Genomic DNA, 23,327 nt, shown 5'->3' on the forward strand with positions numbered 1-23,327 from the left:
AATGGATGTCATGTCGGTAGGTTGTGGGGGTGTTCCCGACCACTGTCACATCACCCCGTGATCAAGCGTTTCCGCTAATGCATATGATGCGCAAGTGCATGACTACAGCATCAGGGCCGCGGGCCCGGACGACCTGGACGGTGTGCGGGCCGTGATGCTCGACACCGTCTACCGCGACTTCGGCACCGGGTACGTGCCCCGCTGGCACGGCGACATCATCGACCCGGCCGCCGCCTATCTGGCCCCGTCGCGGCACACCCTCCTCGTCGCCACCGACCCGGCCGGCGAGGTCGTCGCCACCGGCGCCCTCGACGCGCGCGGCCCGGCCCACCCGCCGAACCCCCGCCATGTCGCCGAGCGTTACCCCTCCGGGGAGACCGCCCAGGTGCGCCGGATCTACGTCCGCCCCGAGCACCGCCGACGCGGCCTCGCCCGACGGCTGGTCGCCGAACTGCTGGCGTTCGCCGCGGCCGACGGCGCCTACCGCGCCGTATATCTGCACACCGATCCGTCCGTTCCCGGCGCCGAGGCGTTCTGGCGGTCGCTCGGCAAGCTCGTGCACGACGAGCGCGACGACCCGGACGGCGGCAACGGCGTTCTGCACTTCGAACTTCCGATGGGACGGTGACCGGCCGATGCGCCGCCTCCGACTGCTCTGCGCGTTCCTCCTCACCCCGGTCCTGAGCGGCTGCTTCGCCTCCGAGGGAGCCGACGGCTCGGCCGACGACACGGACGACGGCTCCCGGCTGCGGGTCGCCCTCGCCTTCCCGCCCGCCGAGAACCTCTCGCCGTACGGCGCCGACGCCACGATCCTCAGCCGCCTCGGTGTCACCGAGGGCCTGACCGCCCTCGACGCCAACGGCGCCCCGGCCCCCGCGCTCGCCTCGTCCTGGCGGCGCGAGAACGACCGCACCTGGCTCTTCACCCTGCGCGAGGCCGGCTTCCAGGACGGCACCGAGGTCACCCCGGCCGCCGTCGCCGCCTCCCTCACCCACGCCACCGAGGCCAAGCCGGCCCCGGCCGCCCTCGCGGGCGTGACCCTCACCGCGAAGGCCGAGGGGAGCACCGGCGTACGGGTCACCACGAAGGACCCCGACCCCGTCCTGCCGCTGCGCCTGTCCAGCCCGAGCCTCGCCGTCCTCTCCGCGCAGGCCTACGCCGAGGAGGACGGCGTCGACCCGGTAGGCCACGCCACCGGACCCTTCGAACTCACCAAGGTCATGGGCGCCACCGCCGCCACCCTCGACCGTTTCGCCGACTACTGGGGCGGCCGGGCCCAGGCCGCCGGGATCGACGTCAAGTTCGTCTCCGACGGCACCGCCCGCGCCAACGCCCTGCGCACCGGCCAGGTCGACCTCGCCGAGGCGATACCCGTCGCCCAGGCCGCCACCCTCGACAAGGGCCTGCGCAAGGCGACCGCGACGACCCGTACCACCAGCCTGCTGCTCAACACCGGGTCGGGGCCCTTCAAGAACGCCGGCCGCCGGGCCGCCGCCCGTCAGGCCGTCGACACCGCCGTGTTCGCCAAGGACGTGTACGAGGGATACGCGGACGCCGGCACCGGCATCTACGGACCCGCCGTCACCTGGGCCGAGGGCAAGCGGACCGCACCGGGCGGACGTGCGCCGGCCGCCGACGCCGACGGGACCGCGATCACCCTCGCCACCTATGACAACCGGCCCGAACTCCCCGAGGTCGCCCAGGTGTTGAAGCAGCAACTGGAGAAGGCCGGATTCCGCGTCGACCTGGAGGTGCGCGCGTACGCACGGCTCGAAACCGACGCGCTGGACGGGAAGTTCGACGCGTTCGTCCTCGCCCGCAACACCCTCGTCGACACCGGCGACCCCGTCTCCGTGCTCGCCAGTGACCACACCTGCGACGGCGGCTACAACATCGCCCAACTCTGCGACCGGAGCGTGGACAAGGCCGTCGCCAGGGCCGAGAGCCTCGCCGACACCGACGCACGGCAGGACGCGGCCATGGCGGCCGAGGCGCGGATCCTGGGCACCGACGCCGTCGTCCCCCTGGTCCACCAGCGGATCATCACCGGCGTCGGCACCGGCGTACGCGGCGCGCTCCTCGACCCCTACGAGCGCACGCTCGTCGGCATCGGCACCCGGCGCTGACGCATGCGGAACCGAGCGGCCGCGCTGCTGTGGCGGGCCGGGATCGCCGCCGCCCTGGTGTGCGCGATCGGCCTGCTGCCCTGGCTGACCCGCACCGACCCGGCACTGACCGTGCTCAAGGCACGCTCGGCCGAACGTGATCCCGACCCCGCGGTACTCGCCGACATCCGCGACGAACTCGGCCTGGACGCCGGTCCGTTCCGTCTCCTCGGAGAGTGGCTGGGCGGGCTGTGGCGCGGGGACGCGGGACGGTCGTGGATCTCCGGCGACGCGGTCACGCCCGCCGTGCTCCAGGCACTGGGCGCCTCGCTGCTGCTGATGGCGGTGGCCCTCCTGGTCGCCGCCGTCACCGTCGCGCTGATCTGCGCGCGCACGCTGTGGCTGGGCGCGCACCGGCGGCTCGGCGGACGCCGTGCCGGTGGCAGCGGCTCCGCGGTCCTGGCCGCGCTGCCCGAGTTCCTCACCGCGTCCGTGCTCGCCACCGTCGTAGGCGTCCAACTCGGCTGGCTGCCCGCCCTCGGCTGGTACGGGCCCCGCTGGACGATCCTCCCCGCCCTCGCCCTCGGCCTGCCCGCGGGCGCGGTGCTCGGCCGGCTCCTCGACGACCTGCTGCCCGGCGCCTTCGCCGAACCCTGGGCACTGGCCGCCGCCGCACGCGGAGTGCCGGGCCGCTCCGTCGCCCGTCAGGCCGTCCGCCGCTGTCTGCCCGGACTCCTGCCCAACACCGGCCTGTTCGCGGTCGGCCTGACCGGTGGCGCGGTCGCCGTGGAGCAGATCTTCGACATCCCCGGCCTCGGCCGCACCACCCTCCAGGCGGCCCTCGCCCAGGACCTCCCCGTCCTCCAGGCCGGCACCCTCGCCCTCGTCCTGCTCGCGGCCGCCGCGGCGGGCCTCGCCGCCCTCGTCGGCCGCCTCCTCGTCGGCCCCGCCCTGCGCGACGGCGCCCTGCCGTCCCTGCACGGCCCGACGCCCCCGGCCCGCACCCTCCAGCCCTTCGCGTACGGCGGGCTCCTCGCGCTCGTCATCACCCTCGGCCTGCCCCGCGACCCGCTCGCCCTCGACACCGGCGAGCGCCTCCAACCCCCGTCCCTCCAGCACCCGTTCGGCACCGACGGACTCGGCCGGGACCTGCTCGCCCGCGTCGGCCACGGCGCCCTCGACACCCTGCTGCTCGCCCTCGCGATCAGCGCCGCCGCGCTGCTGAGCGGCGTTCTGCTGGGCCTGCTGCCCCGCGTCTCGGGGCCCCTCGTGGACACGATCGTCGCCCTGCCCCCGGTCCTCGTCGCCCTCCTCGTCACCGCCGTGGTCGGCGGCGGATCCGCCACCCCCGCCCTCGCCGTCGGCGCCGTCGCCTGGGCACCCCTGGCCGCCCACACCTCCGCACTCCTGCGCCAGGAACGCGCCGCCCTCCACATCACCGCCACCCGTGGCCTGGGCGCAGGGCGTTGGTATCTGCTGCGGCACGAACTCCTGCCCGCCGTGCTGCCGCCCGTCACCCGCCACGCCCTGCTGCGGCTGCCCGGCATCGCCCTCGCCCTCGCCTCGCTCGCCTTCCTCGGCCTGGGCGCCCAGCCGCCCACCCCGGAGTGGGGCCTGCTGCTCGCCGAGAACCAGCCCTACGCCGAGCGTGCTCCCTGGGCCGTCCTCGCCCCGGCCGCGGCCCTCGCCCTGCTGGGCGCGCTGGCGGTGACGGCGGCGGGGGGCGTGCGAATGCCCCGACGCAAGCCGCGCACGCCGGCGGCGGTACCTGAACAGCAGCCTCGTACAAGGGAATCGAAGGAACTGGCAGGAGTCCGATGAGCGGCCTGTCGATCGGTGTCCGCAGGGCGCCGGACCGCACCGCCCGCCTCTCCCCGCTCCTCCGCCTGCTGATCCTCACCCAACTCGCCTTCAACATCGGCTTCTTCGCCGTACTGCCCTTCCTCTCCGAGCACCTCGGGCAGGCGGTCGGGATGGCGGGCTGGCTGGTCGGGTTCGTGCTGGGACTGCGGACCTTCAGCCAGCAGGGGCTGTTCGTGGTGGGCGGGGCGCTGGCCGACCGGTACGGCATCCGGCCCGTCGTCCTGGCCGGCTGCGCGCTGCGGATCGCCGGGTTCGCGTGGCTCGGGTACGCGACGCGGACCTGGGCGGTCATCGGTGCCGTCCTGCTGATCGGGTTCGCCGCCGCGCTGTTCTCACCGGCGGTCGAGTCCGAGGTCGCCCGGCAGGCGGTGGTCCACGAGGAAGCCACCGGCATCTCGCGCACCCGCGTCCTCGCGCTGTTCACGGTGGCGGGCCAAGCGGGCGCGTTCGTGGGGCCGTTGCTCGGCGCGCTGCTGCTGTCGGTGGACTTCCGGACGGTGTGCCTGGCGGGCGCCGGCGTCTTCGTCCTGGTGCTCGCCGGGCACGCCCGGCTGCTGCCCCAGCACATCCCCGGCCGCAGGCGTGTCCGACTCAAGGGCGGCCTACGGCTGTTGTTCCGCAACCGGCGCTTCCTCGCGCTGTGCTGCGCGTACGGCGCCTACCTCCTCGCCTACAACCAGCTCTACCTCGCCCTCCCGGCGGAGGTGGAGCGCGCCGCCGGCTCGCAGGCGCCCCTGGCCTGGCTGTTCGCACTGTCGTCGCTGCTGGTGGTGACCGCCCAGCTGCCCGTCACCCGCTGGGTGGGCGACCGGCTGGAGCCACGCCGCTCGATGGTGGCCGGACTGCTCCTGATCTCCGCCGGCTTCGCCGTGGTGGCCCTGGCCCGCCCCGCCGACCGGACGGGTACGGCCGGGCTGCTGCCCGCGGCCGGTTTCGTCGTCCTGCTCACCCTGGGCCAGATGCTCGTCGCCCCCGTCGCCCGCGCCTGGGTCCCCGACCTCGCCGAGGACGGCCGGCTCGGCCTCTACACCGGGGCGCTGTCCTCCGTGTCCGGCCTCATCGTCCTGATCGGCAGCTCGGCGACGGGCACTCTCCTCGACACCGGGCTGCCCGCGGCCGTGCCCTGGCTGGTCCTGGCCGCCGTACCGGTGGCGGCGATCGGGTTGCTGCCACGCCGGGCGCAGGGCGAGTGAGCGCGCTGGTCCCGACTCATCCGGCGACGAGCTCGCGCACGTCCTCCATCAGGACCGCCTCGACCCGCGAGGTCCGGTACAGCCACAGCACATCCCGTCCGAACGACCACACCAGCGTCCCCAAAGCCGTCGCGACGACCGCGAACTCCAGGGCGTACGACAGCAGACCCGACGCGGCGAGGAGCAGGAACACACCCTGGAGCGCGGCGACCGTCTTGCGGGCGGTGCTCGGCGGGAGCGGGGCGTTGAGCCAGGTCCAGACGCGGGCGGCGGCCACGAAGGCGTAGCGCATGGCGCCGATGAGAAGGACCCACGGGCCCAGGGACATCGAGACGTGGACACTGAGCACCAGGATCAGGAACGCGTCGACCTCCATGTCGAAGCGCGCGCCGAGCGGCGTGGACGTGCCGGTACGGCGGGCCACCTTGCCGTCCACGCCGTCCAGGATCAGCGCCACCGCGGTGAGACCGACGAACAGCGTGACCGGCGGGGAGCTCTGGAAGGAGTCGGCGACCAGGGCGGTGACCCCGCCCACCAGGATGGAGCGGCCGAGGGTCACCCGGTTGGCGGGGCCGAAGGAGCGGGGCTGGGTGCGGTGCAGGGCCCGGGAGAGCACCGCCCAGGTGGCCACGGCGAAGGCGAGGCCGGTCAGCCAGCCCGCGGGACCCATGCCGATCGCGGTGCCGAGCAGAGCCAGCAACAGGATCTGGACACCCGCTCCGACAGCGGTCTCCTGCTGGACCAGCCTTGCTTCGTACGTGTTGTTCAGGGCCACCGAACATCCTCCGGCCGTGTGACAGAGTCGATCAACGCCGCGTACTGTGCGCGACCTGTGCACACCTCGGTACGTGAACTGCTTCCCGATCGTTCAGGAGGATGCCGATGAACCGCACCGCAAGGGCGTTCTGGCTCAACAGCCCCGGTGACGGCGAGATACGGGAGGTCACCCTTCCGGCCCCCGCCGAGGACGAGGTGCTGGTACGCGCCCTGTGGTCCGGCGTCAGCCGCGGCACCGAGACCCTCGTCTTCCGCGGCGGCGTCCCCGCCAGCCAGCACGCGGCCATGCGCGCACCCTTCCAGGAGGGTGAGTTCCCCGCCCCCGTGAAGTACGGCTACCTCAGTGTCGGGGAGGTGGAGGAGGGCCCGGCCGAGCTGGTGGGGCGCACCGTCTTCTGCCTCTATCCGCACCAGACGCGGTACGTCGTCCCGGCCGCCGCCGTCACCGTCGTACCGGACTCCGTGCCCGCCGAACGAGCGATCCTGGCCGGCACCGTGGAGACCGCCGTCAACGCCCTGTGGGACGCGGCGCCCCTGTTGGGGGACCGGATCGCGGTCGTCGGCGGCGGGATGATCGGCTGCTCGGTGGCCGCGCTGCTCGCCCGCTTCCCCGGCGTCAGGGTCCAGTTGGTCGACGCCGACCCGGCCCGGGCCAAGACCGCCGAGGCGCTCGGCGTCGACTTCGCGCTGCCGCCGGACGCGCTCGGCGAGTGCGACCTCGTCGTGCACGCCAGCGCCACCGAACAGGGCCTGACCCGCGCACTGGAACTCCTCACCGCCGAGGGCACCGTCCTCGAACTGAGCTGGTACGGCGACCGGCCGGTCAGCCTCCCGCTCGGCGAGGCCTTCCACTCCCGTCGCCTCGTCATCCGCTCCAGCCAGGTCGGCACCGTCTCCCCGGCCCGCCGCGCCACCCGCACCTACGCCGACCGGCTCGCTCTCGCCCTCGAACTGCTCGCCGACCCGTCACTCGACGCGCTCATCACGGGGGAAAGCGTGTTCGAGGAGTTGCCGGCTGTGATGCCGAGACTCGCGGCGGGGGAGATTCCGGCCCTTTGTCACCGCATCAGCTACGACAAGAGCGCCTGACCTGAGAAAAGAGTGAGAGGGGGCTGAACACGGGGAAGCGAGGAGCCGTACTACACGGCATCCCGGCGGCGATCAGGCCGAGGGGCTCAGACGCGCCGCACCTGGAGGGTCGTCCGTTGTTCAGTGTCACCGTCCGCGATCACATCATGATCGCCCACAGCTTCCGCGGCGAGGTCTTCGGACCCGCGCAGCGCCTGCACGGAGCGACGTTCCTCGTGGACGCCACCTTCCGCCGGGAACAGCTGGACGACGACAACATCGTCGTCGACATCGGACTGGCCACCCAGGAGCTCGGCGCCGTGGTCGCCGAGCTGAACTACAGAAACCTCGACAACGAGCCCGACTTCGCGGGGATCAACACCTCGACGGAGTTCCTGGCCAAGGTCATCGCCGACCGGCTCGCCGAGCGCATCGAGAAGGGCGCGCTCGGCGAGGGGGCCCGGGGCATCGCCGCCATCGGCGTCACGCTCCACGAGTCGCATGTCGCGTGGGCGAGTTACGAGCGTGCGCTGTGACCGACGTGACCCTGGAGAAGACCCCGACACCGTCGCTCGGTTACGTGCCCGTCCAGCACTCCGCCCTCAAGAACGCCGACATCATCCCCATGTCCCTGCGCTCCGTGCACTTCGTCCTGCCGGGCGGTGTCGACGACCCGGCGACCCCCAGCGGCGGCAACGCCTATGACCGGCGGGTGAGTCTCGATCTGCCCGGCTTCGGCTGGCAGGTCCACAAGCACGCCGTGGACGGCGAGTGGCCCCGCCCCGGTGCCGCGGCCCGCGCCGAACTCGCCCGCACGCTGAGGGAGTTCGCGGACGGCACGGTCGTCCTGCTGGACGGCATCGTCGCCTGCGGGGTCCCCGAGATCGTCGTCCCCGAGGCGGAACGCCTGCGGCTCGCCGTCCTCGTCCACCTTCCGCTCGGCGACGAGACCGGCCTGGAGCCCCTGGTGGCCGCCGAGTTGGACGCCAAGGAGCGCGCGGTACTGCGGGCTGTGCCCGCGGTCATCGCCACCAGCGACTGGGCGGTCCGCCGCCTCGTCTCCCACCATGGTCTGGCCCCGGAGCGCGTCCATGTCGCCGCCCCCGGCGCCGACATCGCCCCGCTCGCCTCCGGAACCGACGGCGTCTCACGCCTGTTGTGCGTCGCCGCGGTCACGCCCCGCAAGGGCCAGCACCGGCTGATCGAGGCGCTGGCGACGGTACGGGACCTGCCCTGGAGCTGCGTCTGCGTCGGCGGCCTCGCCCAGGACCCCGAGTACGTCGGCCAACTCCGGTCCCTGATCGCGAAGTACGGCCTGGAACACCGGCTGGAACTGGCCGGACCGCAGGCCGGCGCCCAGCTCGACGCCAGCTACGCCGCAGCCGACCTGATGGTCCTCACCTCCTACGCCGAGACCTACGGCATGGCGGTCACCGAGGCCCTCGCCCGCGGCATCCCGGTCCTCGCGACCGATGTCGGCGGTCTGCCCGAGGCGGTCGGACGCGCCCCCGACGGGGGAGTGCCCGGCATCCTCGTCCCGCCGGAGGACCCCGCCGCCCTCGCAGCCGAACTGCGCGGCTGGTTCAACGAGGCGGACGTACGACGTCGGCTGAAGGCGGCTGCCCGGGGCCGACGGGCCGCCCTGGACGGCTGGGCGACCACGGCCCGCAGCCTGGCCGGAGTACTGGGCCGACTGCCGAACGAACCCAGGAGGGCGGCATGAGGAAGACGGCTACCACGGAACGTGCCGGCAGGATCCCGGCCCAGCCGGGCCCGCGGGACGCGACGGGCGGCGGCGCGGACGCGTCCCCGCTACCGTCGGCCGACGCAAGCATCGAGGAGTCCCTGATGACGGAGCCGGTCGAGGACTCCGTGATCCCCGGCGCGGACCCCGCCGTCGACTCCGTCATCCCCGGCGCGGGCCCCGCCGCCGTCCGTCCCGGAGAGCGCCCCACCGTGCGGCTGCGTGAGGACGGACCCGGGGAGCAGCCTCGGTACGCCCCCGAGTGGCTGGAGCTGCGCGAGCCGGCCGACGCCTCCGCGCGGGCCCACGATCTGCTCGACCCGCTGCGGATCCGGCTGGCGAACCTGCCCGGCAAGGCCGGTCTGGTCATCCACGACCTGGGCTGCGGCACCGGCTCCATGGGCCGCTGGCTCGCCCCGCTCCTCGACGGACCCCAGCACTGGATCCTGCACGACCGCGACCCCTACCTCCTGCACTTCGCCGCCGTCGCCTCCCCGCGCGTCGCCGCCGACGGCAGCCGGGTCACCGTCGAGACCCGCCGCGGCGACGTCGCCCGGCTCACCCCGGACGCCCTCTCCGGCGCCTCCCTGGTGACCGCCTCCGCGCTCCTCGACGTCCTCACCCGCGAGGAGATCGACACCCTCGCCGAGGCCTGCACCGGGGCCGGCTGCCCGGCGCTGCTCACCCTGTCGGTGGCCGGGCGCGTAGAGCTCACCCCGTCGCATCCGATGGACACGGAGATCATGGAGGCGTTCAACGCGCACCAGCGACGCTCCGGCCTCCTCGGCCCGGACTCGGTCACCGCGGCCTGCGAGGCCTTCTCCGAACGCGGCGCGACGGTACGGCTGAACCCGAGCCCCTGGCGGCTCGGCCCCGCCGAGGCCGCGCTCACCGCGCAGTGGCTGCGCGGCTGGGTGGGCGCGGCCGTGGAGCAGCGCCCGGAGCTGAAGGAGTCGGCCGACCGCTATCTCCGCGACCGGCTGGAGGCCTGCGAGGCGGGCGAGTTGACCGTCCTCGTCCACCACACCGACCTGCTGGCGCTGTCCCGGCCGACGGGCGGGGCGGCATGAGCGTGGAGACGGTACGGGCGTATGTGGTGCGCAGGCCGTCGGGCGAGCGGAAGAACCGAGGGACCGGGGCCCGGGTATCCGCCGCGCCGGTCGAGGTACCGGGAAGGGACGTTTCTGCCGAGGTCGATCCCCGGCCGGCGGGCGCTGCCGTTCCCACCGGCACCGCCCCCCGCACCGCCGGCCTCGCCCTCGTCCCGCCCGTCAAGGCCGTCCCTCCACCGGACGTCGCCGTCTCCGGCTCCCGTATCGGCGTGATCGTCGCCGCCGCCCGCCCGGAAGCAGCCCCCAGCCCCGAAACCGCCACCCCCCGGTGGCGTACCGCCCTCGCCCGCCTCAAGTCCCCCGCCGTACGCACCCACGTGGGCAGTGCCGTCGGTGTCCTGATCCTCGCCGTGCTGCTGTGGCGGCTCGGTACCGGCGTGTTCCTGGACGGGCTGCGGCGGATCGACGGCGGATCGCTGGTCGCCGCGCTCGGGATCGGGGTCGTCACGACCGTGTTCAGTGCCTGGCGCTGGCAGTTGGTGGCTCGTGGCCTGAACATCCGGCTGCCGCTCGGGCCCGCCGTCGCCTCCTACTACCGCGCCCTGTTCCTCAACGCGGCGCTCCCCGGCGGTGTGCTCGGCGACGTCCACCGCGCGGTGCGGCACGGGCAGAGCACCCGGGACCTCGGACGCTGTGTGCGGGCCGTCGTCCTCGAACGGGTCGCCGGGCAGCTCGCGTTGGCGGTGGTCGGCGCAGGGGTGCTGCTGACCATGCCGTCGCCGGTGCTGAACCAGGCCCGTGATCTCGCGCCGGTGCTGCTGTTCGCCCTGGTGGGCGCGCTGGCCGTCGCCCTCGCCCTGCGGATGAACCGGGCGCCGGCGCGGTGCGGCCGGGCGCTGAACGAGGTCCGTGCAGGGCTGCTCTCGCGCCGGAACGGACCCGGGGTCGCGCTGTCGTCCCTCGTCGTTCTCGCCGGGCATGTCGGGATGTTCGTGCTGGCCGCCCGCGTCGCCGGGTCGGCCGCCTCCGTCGCCGCGCTGCTGCCGATCGCCGTGCTGGCCCTGGTCGCCATGGGCCTGCCGCTCAACGTGGGCGGCTGGGGGCCGCGCGAGGGCGTCACCGCCTGGGCGTTCGGCGCGGCCGGCCTCGGGGCGAGCAGCGGGCTGGCCGTCGCCGTGGTGTACGGGGTACTCAGCCTCGTGGCCAGCCTGCCGGGGGTGTTCGTCCTGCTCGCCCGTTACCCGCGCACGGAGTCACCCGAGCCCACGGAATCGTCGTCGGAGGTGAGCAGCGAGAAATACGGCCCGAACGAATCCGCCAGGCTCTCCAGCAGCGTTTTGCCCTTTTCCGCCGAACCCAGCGAGGGACGGCCGATGACACCCGAATCGGTATAGGCGGACATACCGAGGGTGAGCAGATGACGACGGTCGTCCGCGACGAAATCGGAGGTCTCATAGCCGGGTCGGACGAATTCGGGATGAGCGTGCAGAAGGATGGAGGTCTCGATTTCCCCCGCGTGCATGTCGGTGAGCAGCGACGTGACCACCCCCGCCCGCTCGCGCGCCGACTCCCAGTCCTCCGCGGCCGGGAACAGTGCCATGTGCTCGCCGCGGGAGGAGGATTCCTGAACGACGTTGCCCAGTACGTAGTTTCCGCCGTGCCCGTTGACCACGACGAGGGCCTCCACCCCCGAACGGCGGAGCGAAGCCGCTATGTCCCCTATCACCGAGTGAAGGGTCACCGAGGAGATGCTGACGGTCCCCGCCCAGGCCGCGTGCTCGTGCGAGCAGGAGATCGTCACCGGCGGAAGGAGGTGCACCGGGTATGCCGCGGCGATCTCCCGGGCGATGGCACAGGCGACGAGGGTGTCGGTCGCCAACGGCAGGTACGCGCCGTGCTGTTCGAAGCTCCCCACGGGCAGTACCGCCACCTGTCGTGAGACATTCGCGCCCCGCGTCCGTACGTCTTCCGTGGTGTCCGCCGGCAACGGACCGTATGCCGCCGACCGCGCCCTCGAATCACTCATTCTTTCACGGCCTTTCGTCTCTGCTTAGGAACTCGAGAATCATGACAGACAACATTGGCGTCCTCGGCAAGAAGTCCCCGCAGCGCACCGGCGTGGAACGCATAGTGAATGCCCCGCTGCCCACCGTGTACGGGCAATTCCGGGCGGTCGGCTATCTCGACCACGACCGCGGCGACGAACAAGTGGCTCTCGTCCACGGCGAGATCGGCACCGACGACGTACTCGTGCGGCTGCACTCCGAGTGCCTCACCGGTGACGCCTTCGGCTCCCGGCACTGCGAGTGCGGCGAGCAGCTCGACTCGGCCATGCGGGCCGTCGTCGCCGAAGGCAGCGGCATCGTCGTCTACTTGAGGGGCCACGAGGGCCGCGGTATCGGACTGCTCGCCAAGCTGCGCGCCATGGCCCTCCAGGCGGAGGGCCTGGACACCGTCGAGGCCAACCTCGCGCTCGGCCTGCCGGTGGACGCCCGCGACTACGGCGTCGCCGCCGGCATGCTGCACGACCTCGGCGTGAACAGCGTCCGCCTGATGTCCAACAACCCCGACAAGCGCGAGGCGCTGATACGGCACGGCATCGAGGTCACCGAGACGGTGCCGCTGCTGATCCAGCCGTGCGAGAGCAACATCACCTACCTGCGCACCAAGCGGGAGCGCCTGGACCACCATCTTCCGCATCTGGACGCGGTGGCCCACCTGTCCTGATTACGGGGACCTGCGTCCGGACAGGAAGAGGGGACCGACCGATCCCGTCACCCCTGGGAGGATCGCCCGTGAGGATGCAGGCACAAGCCGTCGTGATCGGCGGCGGAGTGATGGGCACGAGCATCGCCTACCACCTCGCCGCCGCCGGTGTCCGCGACGTCGTACTCGTCGAACGCGACGAACTGGCCTCCGGTTCCACCTCGAAGGCGGCGGGCGGGGTGCGGGCCCAGTTCTCCGACGAGCTCAACGTGCAACTCGGGGCGCGCAGCCTGGCCGCGTTCGGCCGGTTCCGGGAGGAGATCGGGTACGACATCGGGCTGCACCGCGTCGGCTATCTGTTCCTGCTGTCGACCCCCGAGGACGTCGCCTCCTTCGAGGCGGGCGTACGGCTGCAGAACGCGCTCGGCGTGCCCAGCCGCATGCTCACCCCGAAGGAAGCCCGCAAGCTCTCCCCGCTGATCCGCACCGAGGGCCTCCTCGCCGCCGCCTACTCGCCCGACGACGGCCACTGCACGCCCGAGGCCGTGGTCCACGGCTACGCCTCCGCGGCCCGCGCCCTCGGCGCCCGCGTCCTGCGCCGCGCCGAGGTCACCGGCATCGAACTCCACGGCGACCGGATCACCGCCGTGTCCACCACGCTCGGCCGGATCGCCACCGACACGGTGATCTGCGCGGCCGGACCCTGGTCGCGGGCCGTCGGCCGGATGGCCGGCGTGGAGCTGCCCGTGGAGCCGCTGCGCCGCCAGATCGCCGTCACCGAGCCGGTCCCCGGCCTGCCGCCTGGCCTGCCCATGACGATCGACTTCAGCACCACCCTCTACTTCCACCGCGAGGGCCCCGGTCTCCTTCTCGGCATGTCCGACCCCGACGAACGCCCCGGCTTCGCCACCGACACCCACGACCGCTGGATCCCCCGGTTGGCCGCCGCCATGGAACACCGCGCCCCCGCCCTCCTGGACCTGCGCCGCACCGGCGGCTGGGCGGGCCTGTACGAGGTCACCCCGGACCACAACGCGCTGATCGGCGAGGCCACTTCGGTCTCTCGTTTCCTGTACGCCACCGGCTTCTCCGGCCATGGTTTCCTCCAGGGCCCGGCCGTCGGCGAGGTGGTCCGTGACCTGGTCCTGGGCCGCGTACCCTTCGTGGACGTCAGCCCGTTGAACGCCGGCCGGTTCGCGGCCGACGCCCCGCGCCCGGAGGCCAACCGCGTATGACCGAACTCCATCTGTGGCTGCGCCACGAGGTCCGTCCCACCGAGCGACGCACCCCCATCGTGCCCTCCGACGCCCGGCGGCTCGTCGAGAGCGGGGTGACCCTGAGCGTCGAGGAGTCCCCGCAGCGGATCTTCCCGGTCGAGGAGTACGAGGCGGTCGGCGCCCGGGTCGCGCCCGCGGGGTCGTGGGAGTCGGCGCCGACGGCGGCCGTGATCCTGGGTCTCAAGGAACTCCCGGACGCCCCGGGCCGGTTGGCGCACCGGCACATCTTCTTCGGCCACGCCTACAAGGGGCAGCCGGGAGCCGCGGAGCTGCTGCGCCGGTTCGCCGCCGGGGGAGGAGAGCTCCTCGACCTGGAGTACCTGGTCGACGACAGCGGGCGCCGTCTCGCCGCCTTCGGGTACTGGGCCGGATACCTGGGCGCCGCCCTCGCCGTGCTCCAGCACCGGGGCCGCCTCGCCGCGCCGCTGACACCCACCTCCAAGGAGGAGCTGGACGAGACCCTCCGGCCCGCCGCCGGGGACCCGGACTTCACCGCGCTGGTGATCGGCGCCCTCGGCCGCAGCGGACGCGGCGCCCGCGTGGCCCTCCGAGCGGCCGGCGTCGAGCCCACCGCCTGGGACCTGGACGAGACCCGGGACCTGGACCGCCCGGCCCTCCTCGCCCATGACCTGATGGTGAACTGCGTCCTCGCCACCACCCCGATCCCGCCCTTCCTCCGTGAGGAGGACCTGGACGGCCCCGCCCGTCGGCTGCGCACCCTCTCCGACGTCACCTGCGACGTCGGCTCGCCGCTCAACGTCCTGCCGGTCTACGACCGCACCACCGAGTGGACCGACCCGGTACGACGGCTGCGCAAAGAACCCCCGCTCGACCTGATCGCCATCGACAACCTGCCGTCACTGCTGCCGAAGGAGTCCAGCGAGGACTTCTCCGCCTCGCTGCTGCCCCTGCTCCTCGACTTCGGGACCGCCGGCACCTGGGGGCGCGCTCTGGACCGGTTCCATCAGGCATGCCGGGAACACGGCATCGCAGAAGGGGAGTTGCCGCATGACTGACCAGGTTCCCGCGAGCGGCACCGTCCACTGGATCGGCACCGGCCTGTCCACGGGCGGCGGACTGGCAGAGCTGTGCGAGAGCGCCGGCCGGGTGCGTGTCTGGCATCGCACGGAGGAACGCGCGTCCGAGGCCCTCGACCGGCTGGGCCTCGCCGGTCGCGCCGAGCCCCGCGCCTACACCCTGGACAGGCTGACGGCGGCCCTGGCGCCCGGGGACGTCGTCGTGTCGATGCTGCCCGCCCCCGAACACGCCGGGATCCTCGCGGTCTGCGTCGCCTCGCGCGCCCACTTCGCCTGCTCCAGCTATGTGTCCGAGGCCGTCCTCGAACAGGTCCCCGCGGCTGCCGAGGCCGGGCTCGTCGTCCTCACCGAGGCGGGCCTCGACCCGGGCATCGACCACCTCTTCGCGCACAGCCTCGTCGCCCGCGGCCGGGAGGCGATCGGTGACGGCACGGCGGCCTCGTACCGCCTCACCTCGTACTGCGGCGGCATCCCCGCGGTGCCGAACGACTTCAGGTACCGCTTCAGCTGGGCGCCCCTCGGTGTCCTCAACGCCCTGCGCTCGCCCGCCCGTTACATCCGGGACGGCGCCGAGACCACCGCCGCGCGGCCCTGGGAGGCGACCCGGCCGCACCTCGTCGACGGGGAGACCTTCGAGGTCTATCCGAACCGGGACAGCGTGCCGTTCGTCGAGCAGTACGGCCTGCCGTCCGCCTGGAAACCGCAGACCTTCGTGCGGGGCACCCTGCGACTGGAGGGCTGGCTGGAGGCCTGGGGTGCCGTGTTCGAGGAGCTCAAGGCGGGGGACGACGCCCGGATCGCCGCCCTGGCGCAGGAGTTGGCGACCACCTATCCCACGACGGACGCCGACCGGGACCGGGTCGTCCTCGCCGTGTCGCTGGACGTGGCCGGTCCGGCGGGGCAGGCGTGGTCGGGCAGCTATCTGCTCGACCTGACGGGGGACGCGGAGGAGAGCGCGATGGCCCGCTGTGTCTCCCGCACGCTCGCCCTCGGCGTCCGCCACATCCTGGACGGCTCCCTGCCGTCCGGCCTGAACCGCGCCGCCGAGACGGCGACGCGGTCGGAGGAGTGGCTGCGTGAACTCGCCCTGGAGGGAATGGACTTCACCCTGCGGGTGGACTCCTGATCAGTCCGTCACGGCCTCGTGCACCAGCCGCTTCAGCTCGGGGTAGAGCGTGTGCGAGCCCTTGGGCCGGACCTGCGTCATGAACTGCACCGTCAGATCACGGCGCGGGTCGACCCAGAACGTCGTCGTCGCGACCCCGCTCCAGCCGAACATGCCGAGGCTCGTCGGGGCCTTCGTGCGCTCCGGGTCGATCACCACGGAGACACCGAGGCCGAAGCCGAGCCCGTCGTTGCCGGGCTCGTCATGGGCGGGACGGCTGCCGAAGGCGCGCAGATCGACGCCGCCCGGCAGCTGGTTCGAGGTCATCAGGTCCACGGTGCCGGGGGACAGCAGCCGCACGCCGTCGAGTTCGCCGCGCCGCCGCAGCAGCTCCATGAACCGGTGGTAGTCGTACGCGGAGGCCACCATGCCGCCGCTGCCGGACAGGAACCGGGGACGCCCGAACAGCGGCAGACCGGCGATCGGCGCGATGCCGCCGTCCTCGGTGTCCCCGTACAACTCGGCCAGTCTGCCCGCCTGTTCGTCGTTCACGCGGAATCCGGCGTCGGGCATCCCGAGCGGGCGGAAGATCCGCTCGGCGAAGAACGCGTCCAGCGGCTGCCCGGACACCACCTCGATGACCCGGCCCAGCACATTGGGGGCGACCGAGTAGTTCCACTGCGTGCCCGGCTCGAACTGGAGCGGCAGGCTCGCGTACACGTCGACCGTCTCGGCGAGCGTCGAACCCGGCACCACGGACGACTCCAGGTCGGCCTCGCGGTAGAGGGCGTCGACCGGATGGCAGCGGTACGAGGCGAAGGTCAGTCCTGCGGTGTGGGTCATCAGATGCCGGACCAGTACGGGCCCGGCGGCTGGGCGGGTCCTGACGTCGGCGCCGGAGCCACTGTCGTAGACCCGCAGGTCGGCGAAGGCGGGCACATACCGGGCCACCGGGTCGTCCAGCGACAGCTTCTCCTCCTCCACCAGGAGCAGCGCGGCGACCGAGGTGACGGGCTTGGTCATGGAGTAGATCCGCCACAGGGTGTCGGGCGTGACGGGCAGCCCGGCCGCCAGGTCGCGCCGGCCGTGCGCGGTGAGGTGCGCGACCCGGCCGCCGCGGGCGACGGCCACGAGGAAGCCGGGCAGCCGCCCCTCGTCGACGTAGTGGGCGACGTGCTGGTCGAGGCGGTCCAGCGCCTTCGCGTCCAGCCCGACCTCGCCCGGGTCCACCTCTTGCCGCAGCTGTGCCATCGCTCTCCTCCGAATACGTTCGTCGAGGTGCGATCCGGCATACCCAGCCGCAGCGACCTCAGACCTCATCGTCGCTCAGCAACCCGCGAACGTCCCTGCGCCCGGCCATGATCGGCGGATGTGGCGGATCCGGCGGACTCCGGACGGCCCGGCAGCACCGCGCTCGCCACCGCCCCGGCCACCGCCACGACGGCGAGCACCACCAACGCCCCCCGCCCCATCAGCAGGGTCGCGACGGCCACCCCCAGCACCGGCCCGACGTTCATCGCCGTCTGCTGGAGCCCGCCCGCCACCCCGGCCGCCTCGACGGGACTGTGCCGTACGACGACATGGGTGGCGGCCACCATCACGGTGCCGAACCCGGCGCCCAGCAGGGCGAATCCGGCGCACAGCGCGAACGTGCCGGTGGCTCTGTCCAGCGTCAGCACCCCCACCGCGAGGACCGCCATCGCGGTCACCGCCGTACGCCGGGCCCCCACCCGGCGCAGCAGGACCGCGCACAACGGAGCCGCGCCCACCATCAGCACCGCCAACGGCAGGCACCGCAGGGCGCTTTGGAGCGGGTCCAGGCCGAGCGTGTACTGGAGGGTGTACGTGCTCACGAACAAGGTGCCCGACAACGCGGCCGACGCGGCGACCAGGACACCGAGCGCCGGCCCGGCGACGGCCCGCGGGAGCAGCGGGCTCGTGGTACGGCGTTCATGGCGCAGAAAGGCCGCACCGGCGACCACGGAGGCGGCCAGCCCGAGCCACCGCAGGGACACCAACGCATGGACCAGACACCCCAGAGTCACCGCCAGCAGCAGGGCACCCGGAACGTCCAGCCGCACCGGCACCGCCCGCACCGGTTCCCGGCCGTCCGCAGAGAGCGGCCCCGCCGCCCGCACCGGTTCCCGGCCGGCCAACGCGAGAAGCCCGAACACCAGCGCCGGTGCGACGTTGAGGAAGAACACCGCCCGCCAGCCGGGCCCGGCCACCAGCACCCCGCCCACCAGCGGCCCCACCGCGGCCGACACCCCGATGGCGGCGGTCCGCACCGCGATCGGCGTCCGCAGCCGGTCCGCCGGATACGCGGCCCGCAGCATGCCGAGCGTGGCCGGTTGCAGGAGCGCCCCGAACACCCCCTGCACGACCCGCAGTCCGACCACCCACCCGATCCCGGGCGCCAGCCCGATGCCCGCCGAAGCCGCCCCGAACCCGAGCATGCCGATCGCGTAGAGCCGCCGGTGTCCGTACCGGTCCCCGAGCCGCCCGGCGAAGACCAACAGTCCGGCGACGGCGATGAGATAGCCGGTACTGGTCCACTGGACCTGCGCGAAGGACGCCCCCAAGTCCCGTTGCAGGGTGGGCTGGGCGATGGTGAGGACGGTGCCGTCGAGGGCGACGATCACGGCGCCGACCACGCTGCTCGCGAGCGCGAGACCCGGTCTCACGCGCGCTCCTCACCGAGGTGCGCGTCAAGGGCCGACCGCAGCAGGGGTGCGAAGTCGGTGGCGCCCGTGGCCAGTTGGAGGCTGCCCCAGCCCCAGAGCTGGGCGATCCCGTGCAGGTTCGCCCACAACGCTCCCGCGACGAGCCGGGCGTCCACGTCGGGGCGGATCCGGCCGACCAGATCCACCAGGCGCCCGAAGAGCGGCAGGCTGGTGTCCCGCAGGCCCAGATGGCCGCTCTCCAGCAGATCGTGACGGAACATCAGCTCGTACATGCCGGGGTTGTCCAGCGCGAACGCCAGGTAGGTGCGGGCGAGTTCGGCCAGCTGGGCGCGCGGCCCCGCCGTACCGTCACCGACGGCCGCGGTCACCCGCTCGGCGAGCTCACCGAAGCCGCTGCGCGCGATGGCCGACAGCAGCTCCAGGTGGGTCGGGAAATACCGGCGCGGCGCCCCGTGCGAGACGCCTGCCCGACGGGCGATCTCCCGCAGGGTCAGGGCCTGTGCGCCCTCCCGGGCCACCAGCTCCACTCCGACATCGACCAGCCGGGCTCGCAGCCCGCTCTCGGGTTCATGCATGGACAGTGTCTACCAAGAGGATGTAGACACTGTCTACCCGGAATGGGGGCGACCGGTGATGGGGTTGATCCGTTCATGACTCAGAACGCGCTGCTCCAGTTGCTCGGCACCGGACACGGCGGGGTGCTGATCACCCTCAAGCGGGACGGCCGGCCCCAGCTGTCCAACGTCAGCCACGCCTACTACCCGGACGAGGGCGTCATCCGGGTCTCGATCACCGACGACCGTGCCAAGACCCGCAATCTGCGCCGCGATCCCCGGGCGTCGTACCACGTCACCAGCCCCGACCGACGGGCCTACACGGTCGCCGAGGGTACGGCCGAACTCACGCCCGTGGCCAAGGACCCGTACGACGACACCGTGGAGGAGCTCATCCGCCTCTACCGCGACGTCCAGGGCGAACACCCCGACTGGGCGGACTACCGCGCCGCGATGGTCCGCGACCGACGGCTGGTGCTGCGGCTGAGGGTGGAGCGGGCGTACGGCATCCCCGAGGGCGCAAACCGCGGGTAGCGGGCTCTGGTACGGGAGGTCCGTCACGCCCTGGCCCGCGGGACCGGGAACCCGTGCGTGCGCGCCCCCACCACCACGGCCACCACCGGCACCAGCAGCGCCAGCACGCTCCACGGGAACGCGGTCGCGCCGAACAGGCCGAGCAGGAGGCCGCCGACCGCGCCGCCGCCCGCCATCGCCGCGTTCCACAGGGTGACGAGCATGGCCTGGGCGGCGTCGGCCTGCGCGCCGCCCGCCTCGGCCACCGCGGTCTGCAACAGGGTGGGCGCACCACCCCAGCCGAGCCCCCACAGCGCGGCGGCGACGTACACCAGGGCCGGGGTGTCGGCGAACACCGCCAGCAGTGCCGCCGCCGCGCCCACCAGCACCGTGCTCGCGACCGTCAGGGCCCGCAGCCGCCGGTCGATGAACGCGCCCACGATCCAGATGCTCAGCAGCGAGGCACCGCCGAAGACCAGCAGCACGAGGTCGGTCGAGTCGCCGAGGCCGAACTCGTCGAGGAACGTGGCGATGTACGCGTACAGCACCGTGTGCGCCAGCACGAGGACCAGCGTGACGAACAGGACCGGCACCACCCCGGGCACCGACAGCACCCGCGCCACGGGCACCCGGCCGGCGCGCTCCTGGCCGGGCCGGTCCGGCACCCCCAGCGCGATCCAGCCCAGCAGCAGCACGGCGACGCCGGTCATCAGCGCGAACGCCCACCGCCAGCCCAGCGCCCCGCCGAGATACGTGCCCGCGGGCACCCCGACCGACAGCGCCACCGGTACGCCGGTCATCACGACGGCGACCGCCCGGCCCTGGAGCGCGCCGGGCACGAGCCGGCGCGCGTAACCGGCGAGCAGCGCCCAGGCGAGCCCGGCGGCCACACCGGCGACGAACCGGGCCGCCATGGTGAGGGCGTAGTGCCCCGAGACGGCCGTGACCGTGTTGGCCACGGCGAAGCCCGCCATCGCCGCGAGCAGCAGCCGCTTGCGCCGCCAGGTGGCTGTCGCCGCGGACAGCGGGATCGCGGTGAGCGCCGTGCCGACCGCGTACACGGTCACCGCCTGACCGGCCGCCGACTCGCTCACCCCGAGATCCCCGCTCATCGCGGGCAGCAGGCCCGCCGGGAGGGTCTCGGTGAGGCTGGTGACGAAGACGGCGGTGGCGAGCGCGAGGAGGGCGGGGAGGGGAAGGGTTCGGGCGGTTTCGGGAGGTGTGGTCGTGGTCGTCATACGGGGAGCGTCCGCCTTGACACTGGTGTCAGGTTCAAGGGCGAGCGAGCTGATGACCAGTCATCTCCGGCTCCGGCCGGCAGGGTTGAAGCACTGCGGACGCCGACCGGCGGGAGATGGCCGGGCCACGATGGACGACCGCCGCACCGTGCGCACCGGCCGCCCCTGAAATCGGCCGGTACGCACGGGGGCCGTCCGCTCCGCCACGGAGTGCGGAGAGGGCCTGGTCAGCGGTGTTCCGCACGGCTCGTACCGGCCGATGGTCTTGCCGCGGGCGTCCCCTGTCAACGGGGCGGCGCCGAAGAGGTCCTACTCCTCGGGGCGCAGGGCGGACGACCGATGGCCCGGCGCACCTCCCGTGCCTAGGCTGCCGATGGTCCCACCGCAGCGGAGAAAGAGGTCACGATGCCCGTCAACGGCCGCAGCCACATCCGTGTCGCCCGCCCGTCCCGTGATCTCGCCGCGGCCGAGCGCTTCTGGGCGGGCGGGCTCGGCCTCGCCGTCGTCTGGCGTGCCGAGGGCGGTACCGAACCCGGCGAGCACGACCTGCTCATGCTCGGCTGGCCGGACGCCGACTGGCATCTGGAACTCGTCCACGAACCCGCCCGCCCGGTCGCGCCACGGCCCACCGAGGAGGACCTCCTGGTGATCTACGTCGACGGGCCCGTCCCCGAGGACCTGGTCACTCGGCTCGAACAGCACGGCGGCAAGCGGGTCTCCTCACCGAACCCCTACTGGAACGAGTGGGGCGTCACGATCGAGGACCCGGACGGCTACCGGCTCGTGCTGTGCGAGCGCGCCTGGTCCAACGCCTGAGCGTTCCCACGCACGAACGCCGGGTCCCCGGAGCCTTTGTGGCGTCCGGGGACCCGGCGTTCCGCGGGCGGATCAGGCCGTCACGGTGGCCCGCTCCTCCGCCGTCCGGGGCGTGCGCTCGCCGAGCCGTTCCGTCGGGACCTTGTGGGTCTCGCGGGCCGACAGGGCGGCGATGACCGGCGGGACGCACAGGGCCGCGGTGAACAGGGCCACCGAGGACCAGTCGTCGCCGTCGGGGCCGGCGATCTGCGCGGCGAAGGTCACCGCGAAACCGGCCACGGCGAAGCCGATCTGCGTACCGATGGCCATGCCGGACAGTCGGACACGGGTCGAGAACATCTCGCCGTAGAACGACGGCCACACCCCGTTCGCGGCGCTGTAGACGACACCGAAGGCGATGATGCCGAGCAGCAGGATCAGCGGGTAGTTGCCCGTGGAGATCGCCCAGAGGTAGAGGAACATCGTGATCGCGCTGCCCACCGCGCCGATCAGATAGACGGGGCGGCGGCCGACGCGGTCCGAGAGCGTGGCCCACAGCGGGATCGCGGCCAGCGCGACCACGTTGGCCAGCGCGCCCACCCACAGCATGGAGGAGCGGCTCATGCCGACCGAGTCGCTCGTCGCGTACGCCAGCGCCCAGACCGTGAAGATCGTCGAGACCGAGGCGATGAGCGCACCCGCGACGACCCGCAGGACGTCCGCCCAGTGGTGGCGCAGCAGGATCGCCAGCGGCATCTTGACGACGCCCTCGGTCGCCGTCTGCTGCTCGAAGGCCGGGGTCTCCTCCAGCTTGCGGCGGATGACGTAACCGACGATCGCCACGCCGATGCTCAGGAAGAACGGGATCCGCCAGCCCCAGGACAGCAGCTGGTCCTCGGGCAGCGCGGCGATCGGGATGAAGGCCAGCGTGGCCAGGAGCTGACCGCCCTGGGTGCCGCTGAGGGTGAAGCTGGTGAAGAAGCCGCGCCGGTGCGGCGGCGCGTGCTCCAGCGTCATGGAGTTGGCGCTGGCCTGCTCACCTGCGGCCGAGATGCCCTGGAGGACACGGCACAGCACCAGCAGGACCGGCGCGAGCGAGCCGACCTGGGCGCGGGTGGGCAGACAGCCGATGAGGAACGTCGACAGGCCCATCAGGATCAGCGTGAAGACCATGATCTTCTTGCGGCCGAGCTTGTCGCCGAAGTGGCCGAGGAAGAGCGCGCCGACGGGGCGGGCGGCGTACGCGACGCCGAACGTGGCCAGCGACAGCAGGGTCGCGGTGGCCGGGTCGGACTCGTCGAAGAAGACCTTGGGGAAGATCAGCGCGGCGGCGGACCCGTAGATGAAGAAGTCGTAGTACTCCAGCGCGCTGCCGATCCAGGCGGCGGTCGCGGCCTTCCTCGGCTGGCCGGGCGGCGCGGTGGCGGGGGAGGGGACGGACACGGCGGCTCCTTTGGGGGACTCCAACGTAAGCGGAGTGAGCGGCGGGGAGGGAGAGGGCCGGGTCTCGTGAACCCCGGCTAATTAACCCACTGGATAGTTAGTCCCGGTGGGTAGGGATGTTGCGCGCGCGTTTCCCCGCTGTCAAGAGGTCGGGTCCGCCGAACCCGGTCGCC

The 23,327-nt window shown here is 73.0% G+C and carries 21 protein-coding genes and 1 pseudogene; 15 read left to right on the top strand and 7 right to left on the bottom strand.

The annotated features are described in order from the left end of the window. Positions 1–94: 94 nt before the first annotated feature. From ACIHIX_RS37450 to ACIHIX_RS37465, 4 genes are read left to right on the top strand one after another with little or no spacing between them, the layout of a single operon-like run. Complete coding sequence (locus ACIHIX_RS37450; protein ID WP_399964319.1) at positions 95–628, top strand: GNAT family N-acetyltransferase; 534 nt, start codon at positions 95–97, stop codon at positions 626–628. Between the two features lie 7 nt (positions 629–635). Beyond that, positions 636–2,126, top strand: a complete 1,491-nt coding sequence (locus tag ACIHIX_RS37455; protein WP_399964321.1) for an ABC transporter substrate-binding protein — start codon at positions 636–638, stop codon at positions 2,124–2,126. A gap of 3 nt (positions 2,127–2,129) precedes the next feature. Beyond that, positions 2,130–3,926, top strand: a complete 1,797-nt coding sequence (locus tag ACIHIX_RS37460) for an ABC transporter permease subunit (protein ID WP_399964323.1) — start codon at positions 2,130–2,132, stop codon at positions 3,924–3,926. After that, a complete protein-coding gene (locus ACIHIX_RS37465; protein WP_399964325.1) occupies positions 3,923–5,161 on the top strand; it encodes an MDR family MFS transporter in 1,239 nt (412 codons plus the stop codon). The genes ACIHIX_RS37460 and ACIHIX_RS37465 overlap by 4 nt, the downstream gene beginning before the upstream one ends. 16 nt (positions 5,162–5,177) lie before the next feature. Here ACIHIX_RS37465 and ACIHIX_RS37470 read toward each other — a convergent pair whose 3' ends face one another. Beyond that, on the bottom strand, positions 5,178–5,936 hold the full coding sequence (locus ACIHIX_RS37470) for a CDP-alcohol phosphatidyltransferase family protein (protein WP_399964327.1): 759 nt from the start codon (positions 5,934–5,936) through the stop codon (positions 5,178–5,180). Positions 5,937–6,043: 107 nt separating this feature from the next. Between ACIHIX_RS37470 and ACIHIX_RS37475 the strand changes: the two genes are divergently transcribed. The 5 genes and pseudogenes from ACIHIX_RS37475 to ACIHIX_RS37495 all read left to right on the top strand — a co-directional run. Beyond that, positions 6,044–7,027, top strand: a complete 984-nt coding sequence (locus ACIHIX_RS37475; RefSeq protein ID WP_399964329.1) for a dehydrogenase — start codon at positions 6,044–6,046, stop codon at positions 7,025–7,027. A gap of 116 nt (positions 7,028–7,143) precedes the next feature. Next, positions 7,144–7,542, top strand: a complete 399-nt coding sequence (locus ACIHIX_RS37480; protein ID WP_079309409.1) for a 6-carboxytetrahydropterin synthase — start codon at positions 7,144–7,146, stop codon at positions 7,540–7,542. Then, positions 7,539–8,729: a glycosyltransferase family 4 protein gene (locus tag ACIHIX_RS37485; protein ID WP_399964331.1), complete on the top strand. Its 1,191-nt coding sequence runs from the start codon at positions 7,539–7,541 to the stop codon at positions 8,727–8,729. The genes ACIHIX_RS37480 and ACIHIX_RS37485 overlap by 4 nt, the downstream gene beginning before the upstream one ends. Then, positions 8,726–9,820, top strand: a complete 1,095-nt coding sequence (locus ACIHIX_RS37490; RefSeq protein ID WP_399964333.1) for a class I SAM-dependent methyltransferase — start codon at positions 8,726–8,728, stop codon at positions 9,818–9,820. Before ACIHIX_RS37485 ends, ACIHIX_RS37490 begins: the two co-directional genes overlap by 4 nt. After that, positions 9,817–11,007: pseudogene (locus ACIHIX_RS37495) on the top strand (YbhN family protein); the annotation flags it as partial. The gene ACIHIX_RS37490 and the pseudogene ACIHIX_RS37495, both read left to right, overlap by 4 nt. A gap of 32 nt (positions 11,008–11,039) precedes the next feature. Here ACIHIX_RS37495 and ACIHIX_RS37500 read toward each other — a convergent pair. Further along, the gene (locus tag ACIHIX_RS37500) at positions 11,040–11,828 is read right to left on the bottom strand and encodes a creatininase family protein (RefSeq protein WP_399964335.1); all 789 of its coding nucleotides are present in this window, start codon (positions 11,826–11,828) and stop codon (positions 11,040–11,042) included. Positions 11,829–11,869: 41 nt separating this feature from the next. On the opposite strand from ACIHIX_RS37500, the gene ribA reads away from it, so the two are divergent. From ribA to ACIHIX_RS37520, 4 genes are all read left to right on the top strand, one after another. Continuing rightward, complete coding sequence (gene ribA, locus ACIHIX_RS37505; RefSeq protein ID WP_399964338.1) at positions 11,870–12,529, top strand: GTP cyclohydrolase II; 660 nt, start codon at positions 11,870–11,872, stop codon at positions 12,527–12,529. Positions 12,530–12,603: 74 nt separating this feature from the next. Continuing rightward, a complete protein-coding gene (locus ACIHIX_RS37510) occupies positions 12,604–13,743 on the top strand; it encodes an NAD(P)/FAD-dependent oxidoreductase (protein ID WP_399964613.1) in 1,140 nt (379 codons plus the stop codon). Next, on the top strand, positions 13,740–14,801 hold the full coding sequence (locus tag ACIHIX_RS37515) for a saccharopine dehydrogenase (protein ID WP_399964340.1): 1,062 nt from the start codon (positions 13,740–13,742) through the stop codon (positions 14,799–14,801). The genes ACIHIX_RS37510 and ACIHIX_RS37515 overlap by 4 nt, the downstream gene beginning before the upstream one ends. Then, a complete protein-coding gene (locus tag ACIHIX_RS37520) occupies positions 14,794–15,948 on the top strand; it encodes a saccharopine dehydrogenase family protein (protein ID WP_399964343.1) in 1,155 nt (384 codons plus the stop codon). The genes ACIHIX_RS37515 and ACIHIX_RS37520 overlap by 8 nt, the downstream gene beginning before the upstream one ends. Here ACIHIX_RS37520 and ACIHIX_RS37525 read toward each other — a convergent pair whose 3' ends face one another. The 3 genes from ACIHIX_RS37525 to ACIHIX_RS37535 form a co-directional block, all read right to left on the bottom strand. Next, positions 15,949–17,178, bottom strand: coding sequence for a serine hydrolase domain-containing protein (locus ACIHIX_RS37525; protein WP_399964345.1), 1,230 nt, complete (start codon positions 17,176–17,178; stop codon positions 15,949–15,951). Between the two features lie 65 nt (positions 17,179–17,243). Beyond that, positions 17,244–18,611 carry an MFS transporter gene (locus tag ACIHIX_RS37530; RefSeq protein WP_399964347.1) on the bottom strand — a complete coding sequence of 456 codons (1,368 nt, stop codon included), beginning with the start codon at positions 18,609–18,611 and terminating at the stop codon, positions 17,244–17,246. Further along, positions 18,608–19,186 carry a TetR/AcrR family transcriptional regulator gene (locus ACIHIX_RS37535; protein ID WP_399964349.1) on the bottom strand — a complete coding sequence of 193 codons (579 nt, stop codon included), beginning with the start codon at positions 19,184–19,186 and terminating at the stop codon, positions 18,608–18,610. The genes ACIHIX_RS37530 and ACIHIX_RS37535 overlap by 4 nt, the downstream gene beginning before the upstream one ends. A 75-nt stretch (positions 19,187–19,261) precedes the next feature. Here ACIHIX_RS37535 and ACIHIX_RS37540 point away from each other — a divergent pair, with 75 nt between their 5' ends. Next, complete coding sequence (locus tag ACIHIX_RS37540; RefSeq protein ID WP_399964350.1) at positions 19,262–19,699, top strand: PPOX class F420-dependent oxidoreductase; 438 nt, start codon at positions 19,262–19,264, stop codon at positions 19,697–19,699. A gap of 23 nt (positions 19,700–19,722) precedes the next feature. Here ACIHIX_RS37540 and ACIHIX_RS37545 read toward each other — a convergent pair whose 3' ends face one another. Next, entirely contained in the window at positions 19,723–20,916 is a 1,194-nt protein-coding gene (locus ACIHIX_RS37545) for an MFS transporter (RefSeq protein WP_399964352.1), read from the bottom strand. 405 nt (positions 20,917–21,321) lie between these two features. Between ACIHIX_RS37545 and ACIHIX_RS37550 the strand changes: the two genes are divergently transcribed. Continuing rightward, positions 21,322–21,732 (top strand): VOC family protein, encoded by a 411-nt coding sequence (locus ACIHIX_RS37550; RefSeq protein ID WP_399964354.1) that lies wholly within the window; start codon positions 21,322–21,324, stop codon positions 21,730–21,732. Between the two features lie 72 nt (positions 21,733–21,804). On the opposite strand, the gene ACIHIX_RS37555 is transcribed toward ACIHIX_RS37550, so the two are convergent. Next, a complete protein-coding gene (locus tag ACIHIX_RS37555; protein ID WP_399964356.1) occupies positions 21,805–23,154 on the bottom strand; it encodes an MFS transporter in 1,350 nt (449 codons plus the stop codon). Positions 23,155–23,327: the final 173 nt, after the last annotated feature.

It is taken from the genome of Streptomyces sp. NPDC051913 (assembly GCF_044593635.1).
Classification (GTDB): Bacteria; Actinomycetota; Actinomycetes; order Streptomycetales; family Streptomycetaceae; genus Streptomyces.